The 281-nt window shown below is 57.3% G+C and carries 1 pseudogene; it reads right to left on the reverse strand.

The annotated features are described in order from the left end of the window. A pseudogene (locus tag QP415_RS11645) lies at nt 1–281 on the reverse strand (hypothetical protein); the annotation flags it as partial.

The raw sequence follows: 281 nt of genomic DNA on the forward strand, positions 1-281 counted from the left end.
GCCCAAACAGGCGGTCGTATTCGGGCTTGAGGATCTCCTTGACGATGGGCGTGTGCACCTTGTAGTCCTTCTGAAAGATGAAGCACGAGCCCCTGTACATTCCCCAGCTCGCCAGGTAGAAAGCGAGGTGCAGGCTCAAATAGTCATAGTCCGGGGAAGGGTCGGTCCGCGCATCTCGAAAGACGCGATAGCAATGCTCCCACGAGCGGGAGCGCCCATTCTCATTCGCGCGCGCATCGTCGTAGAAAGTCTGCGCAGCACTAATCAACTCATCGATGGCT

Source organism: Pauljensenia sp. UMB3104 (assembly GCF_030217285.1).
Lineage (GTDB): Bacteria > Actinomycetota > Actinomycetes > Actinomycetales > Actinomycetaceae > Pauljensenia.